Raw genomic sequence first — 5,885 nt, forward strand, 5'->3', positions numbered from 1 at the left:
GTCTCACTCCTTCTAAAAAAATGTACTAACCTTTTAAAAAAAGAAAGCATAAACATTTAAAACCCGCACACGCATTCGGATTTTAGAGGATGCCACAATGGAACACAATTATTAAATTGTTCAGCGCAATGAACTCTGGATTCTACTTTGCTAATTTCTATTAAGTTATGAAAGTTGCAAATAAGACGAATATCAAGGCGTATAAGTAGATTTTGTAAGGTCGCGTAACATTGTGAGTTATGTGTTACGCGTAGGGAACCTATCTGAGGCTTTATGTGGGTGAAGCGCTGAGTAAAAGTTTTTCGCATAGGTCTGTACCCGTTGGTTTAAAAGATAAAGATGCTGAATGCAGCAGTGAAAATTTGATACTGCATCAGCATTTTTTTCTTGAGTTGGCAAAGCTGCTATGCTAGCCTCTACACCTGGTTTGGGGGCATAGCTCAGCTGGTAGAGCATCTGTTTTGCACACAGAAGGTCAGCGGTTCGACTCCGCTTGCCTCCACATTGCTAGCGTTACATATTGAACATCTTTTCCACTCCTCCTATGTGTCCAAAGTGATGTTCTCCTACCAGGACGTTTCCGGTGTTATCTACATGGCCATAAGACACACAGAAAATCTCGTTGTTACAAGATGCTAACACTATGTTGTCGTATAGTGCCAGTGCCTCCTCATACGAATATTCTCCGTTCTGATATTTTGTATTTATGTTTTGATAAAAGGTCAGGACATCATTGTAATTAGCGTGTATCCAAAGAGGATACAACCCAGATGCATCAGGTTGCGCAGGCAAATTCGTAAACACGTGATGTAGATTTGCATCCGTCCACTCAAGTAGTATATCTTGTGCTTTTTCGTCTGGCTTGGGGTTTATTATGACGTCGGCAGGTTGCGATGTGCTTGCGCTATGCGCGCCTAAGACGGGGGCAGGAACATCTGATACATCGGTATGTATGAGTTTATCCAGAAGGACCCGACACTCTTCTGGCAGATGTGCACCCTTGTTGTCTTCGTCGACAAGTTTGTAGGATCTCAAATTTGTATCTTCATCGTTTGAAACTTCTATTTTCAGCATATTAGGCAACACTGTATTCATAAAAACGCTCGACCATGGCGTGGTAGATACTACTTCCACATCTCGCTGATTTTTTACCAGGTGCATGGTGTAGTTTCTAATATCTAGAAATAAGTCAGTATTATCATATTCTTCGTGTTGTGCAGATGGTGAAGTGTCAATTTTTGTTATTAATATGGGTAGATGATGTGAAGCATGAGGGGCGCTGTTTTCCCGTAATGTGAGCATGAATGTGAATTTTTCTTTATCATTTGATAGCCCACATGACTCTCGTAACAGAGTACTTAACTCAACGTCCGCATGAAACGCAGCATTAGAGACATCATCTTTGTGCGAGAATGCAACTTTATTCCCGTCAACTGCTACGTATAGTGGGTTCGCGTTTGATGCTGTCAGTAATGCAAGCTTGTAAGGGATACTGTCTATATGTTTTCCTCTAGAGTCCCATTTCACAACGTGTTGTGAAAAATTTTGTAATCTGGATGATATGTGATACACGTGTAACAAAGATCCCGTATAGTCTTTGTGATCAACTTCATGGGTGGTATTCTCTGTAATGGCCCAGCACGAAGTTACAAGATTACCTACAGGGACGTAACTTGGCTGTGAATCATATAAGTAGTTTTTATATGTGGGAAACAAAGCTACACTAGAAATCCCTGCGTCGCTGGCAGTTGCAGGTTCTAATGAAAAGACAGGTAATCCGCCACTAAGAGCGTGCATCTTTTCTAAGTCAAAGTTGTCTTTTCTTATGTCCAATAGAATATCTTCCACATCTATAAGTCTTGTTTCGGCTCCATATTCGTTTCCTGCTTCATCACAAAATGCAAAAGCAGGTTTCCCAGTGTCTGCATGGTGTACCATCTTTAGGTATTTGACTTGTGTTGGAAGAACTCTAGATGAAGCAATATCGCGGACTGTTAATTGCCCTTCTAGAAAGTAATAGCACGTATTCGGTAAAGGTATTTTTTCTGCATTGCTTATGGTGTACACAGATGCAACTGAGAGATCTCCCATTTCCCGAAATGTATCCACATATATGGGCATTGCTCCAGATACAAGTTTTTGGTTTGTATCGTTATTAGGTATGGGAGCGCTTTCCGGACGATTCAAGTATTGGTACAATGGTTCGTATGGGGGCGCGTTTTGGCTGGCAGCACCCTGTATTTCAGTTAGTGCATCTTTTATGTTACTGAAAATATCTTCTGGAATGTCTCCTGAACTGTTTAGTGTATTACCAAGTATGTGGAACGTAGCTTTGTCAGAGGTGTGTTGTAATTCGTCGTACTCTATTTCTACGGATGCGTTGTCTCGAAATATTTCCTTTAAGACGTTTTCTCTCAGGTTTCGAAAATCCTTCGTAGGGAAATTGGTTTCCCCTAGCTTGTACACCAATTTAAACAAATCATCATTCGCAAAACCTAAGGTTGTTCCGTTTTCGCTTAAGTTAGGCAGCACTAATACTCCTGAGTCAGTTTTTACACCCAAGCTGCATAGGTCGTTACTTATAACATCAGTAGCTTCTATTTTTAATGCGTAGAATTCATCCCACGAGAAATTCTCTGAAGCCTCAGAAGGGTTTGACATCAACACAGACTGTAGCAATTTTGAAATCAGGGGCTCATTGTAAGTTACATGCGCATTTAGAGGATCTTCTGAAAATAACAGATGTTTACCATCAGTTATAGCGTACAAATCATTGGTGTGTAGGACGTTCTGGCGAGCTTTTAATATTAGTGGTTGATATTTTTCTTCGACTAAGTCTATGGTGGGTAACGCATCAGAAGCGCTACTATGCGTTAGTAAGGAACAAGTGCGATAATTCCCGTCTACATGAAGTAGTGCAGAGGCTGTAGCGAGAGGTACTTTTGTCTCTGTGATAGGTTTCAAGTATGCGTGTCTATCTTTTGTAATAATTTCAAAAAAATAGGGACTCCCCACGCGCATTTGATCTTCATATGCTGCACGCAAACTTTGCTGGATTTCATCTGAGGTAATTCCTTTAGTGTAGTTTGAAAAGTTCAGGGTTTCGTTGTTAAGCACGAACTTAGAATACTCTTTAGTTCCCCCGAGAACTTGAGAACATATGTTCGAACTGTTATTGCAATACTTGTCAGGGGAATCACTAAAATCCGTGTGCTTTCTTAGTGAAACACCATTTTTATCACATGGTGTCAGGGCGTATTCAATACCATCGTAAGTAACCTTTGCAAACGCATGTTCTGGCGCCAACTTCAATGTGTATTTACTTTCTGGATGCAGGAACAGTACGTCTTGTGCCAATGAAACATAATGAGGTACCGGCAATCTTATGAGTGTTGTGTCCGTAGAGTCAGGGTGAGATCCTGCACCATCTGCGAGCTTTTTTACGGCATATATGGGGAAAAGTGATTCGTGCGTATTGGGATTTGTGTAAACATCATCATTTAAGGTCAGGTTTAAGGAAATAGATGCTAATTGTACTGGTGGCTGATGTTGATGAGCGTGTTGAATATCTAGGACATCCGCGCCGTATACTAAAGATTGCTCACGAATAACAGGTGCAATATTGCCGAATATTGTCTCTTCAGTATTGTCGCAGAGTATTACTCCCTCGTTAGTATCTTTTGATATGTACAATATTCCAAAGATCTTTTCGGAAAAGAGCAGATCATGATTGCCAATATTTGGCAAAAGTTGTGGGCCATTATCCAGTGTGACATGTATATCCGATAGTCCAGATCTTGATTTATCACCCTGTACAGGTATTGTTGTAAACTCCACTGCCATAGAGTCTTGCGGCAGCTCTCCCCTGAGAAGATAAGATGTAATTGCTTTCACGAATGACTCATAATCCTCAGGGGACCTTGCCACTTGCGGAATCTTGTATTCTGCAGTTGAGCGATCCGTATATGTCACAACACCCCTGGGCGTTATTCCGAAAAATTTTGCTGTTGGTGCTTCTTGTGTGCGGGGCTCTACGTCTATTTTGCTTGTATGGGTGTCGTGGTGAAGATAATACGTGTTTTCTTCCCCATTAACCGTACTGAAGTACAAAGGTCTACTGTTCAATGTACCAACTTTCTCAGAACTATTAAGTTCGTATATCCCAAATTCTTCATTATCTACTTTTATCTCAAATATTGGGCCATTGCCTTGGCTATGAATTATACCCTCCATAGAATGTGCAGCGTATTCTGTGGGGCTAGATATGAGGACTCTACGTATGGGCTCTGGTAGGGATCTGCTGCCAGATGCAAGTTCCAGAGAGTAGTACTTAAAGTCCTTTTCCAAATTATGGTTTTCCGGATATTTTATATCATCAGGAGAAATTTCTACCCCATTTTCATCACAGAATGTGAGCCTGTGTATAAGGTTACCGCCGTGAAGCTCGGTTATTGCTTTCAAAAAGAAGAAGTTTTTCTCTACCAAGATTTTTTGTCCTTCAGCGGTTTCGCACATCAACATAGGGTCATATGAAGCTCCCCGTTGAAGAACTTGGTACTTATAAGGACTGAGTTCCGTAGTTGTACCATCGTCGTTTAACAAGACCGCATGATATTTGTTAGTAGTTGGAGACGAACTTATTATCCGGCCTGGTTGTATGTTACTTGTCATTTTAGATCCTTCATAAAGATTAATATAATTGTGTACAAAGAGGGCATCAAACATGCCGCTGGAAGGCCCGCTGTTAGCGCTTATTGGCCGCAACGGTGGAATGTTTTGTATCTTGCTTTTTGAATATAGTGATGCGGATATACCTACATTGAGGGAGTCAACTAGGTTTGGTAATTGCAATTCATTTTGGGTAGGTGTTGGATGTTGAGAAGATACATTTTCCTCTTCAGAATTTAGAATAGTAGCATCAGATGTTTGTTGCATATTTAGTCCTGTTAAAGGTTGTGCAGGCTTTGATGAATTTTCATCACCTTGAACTGCTGAGTGAATTTTGGTCTCTGGTAATACGATTTCGAGTTCCTGCATTATGGCATCTATAACTTTAGTAGTTGGTACCGCAATTAAGGGCGGAAATATACATTCCCGTGTGGGACTGGGTACGAAAGCTGGAACAGCAAAGCCATGTGTTTCATTTTCGGGTTGTATTGTAGGATTCTGATCGTTCCTAACGGGTCTATCTATGGATTTAGAGGGTTGTACTGCGGCAGGGTTTTGATCCTTAGGTATTGGAGGCAAAGTTCTAGATTCTGGTTTGGATTCTGTTTTATCCACCGATTTAGAATTTGGAATTAATTGTTGATGTTCTATGGGAGCCACTGGGGGTTTTTCTACGGGTTCTGGTACCAAAGTCCTAAGGTCAGGAGGAGTGTCATCTTCGGGGTTAGTGCTTTCATCTTCGGTAGAAGGTTCAATAGGTTCGTGCGCTGGTTCAGGGCTATCTACGGGACCTGATATTTTGGGATCCTGTAGTGGCGTTTCAGATTCTGCAGTAACTACAGGAGGTTGTTCTGTAGGATCTGGTGTTAAGGCTCTGGGTTCTGCTGAGACTTCAACATCTGAGTGTATTTCATCTTTGACAGGGGGAGCGTCATCTTTTGGGGCATTATCTGATAACAGGGTTCTACCTTCGGGATTAGATTTAGGATTAATGCTAGATTCGGTTACTACTGCAATATTCTGGCCTTGAGGAATGGGTTCTTGTGTAGATGAGATATCATCTTCAGGTGTTTGACCTGATACCACTGTAAGTTGTTGATCTTGAACTGGAGGTTGAAGGGGGTTACTTTCCTGTGCAGTATTGGTATCATCGGTGGGTTTGTGTTCTGATACTGTCATTGCACAATCTGTTGTCCCTATAGGAGGCTTTTCTGTAG

The 5,885-nt window shown here is 41.3% G+C and carries 1 protein-coding gene and 1 tRNA gene; one reads left to right on the forward strand and one right to left on the reverse strand.

What is annotated here, in order from left to right:
- The first annotated feature begins 429 nt into the window (after window positions 1-429).
- Window positions 430-502: transfer RNA gene (locus R4I06_RS04190), tRNA-Ala, on the forward strand.
- 11 nt (window positions 503-513) lie between these two features.
- Here the strand turns inward: R4I06_RS04190 and R4I06_RS04195 are convergent.
- Window positions 514-5,847, reverse strand: a complete 5,334-nt coding sequence (locus R4I06_RS04195; RefSeq protein ID WP_334414325.1) for a hypothetical protein — start codon at window positions 5,845-5,847, stop codon at window positions 514-516.
- Window positions 5,848-5,885: the final 38 nt, after the last annotated feature.

This window comes from Anaplasma bovis, assembly GCF_036903315.1.
In the GTDB taxonomy this organism is placed as follows: Bacteria; Pseudomonadota; Alphaproteobacteria; order Rickettsiales; family Anaplasmataceae; genus Anaplasma; species Anaplasma bovis.

Excerpts from the sequence above, each read along its gene's own strand:
- R4I06_RS04195 (WP_334414325.1), bottom strand. The coding sequence starts at position 5,847 with ATGACAGTATCAGAACACAAACCCACCGATGATACCAATACTGCACAG.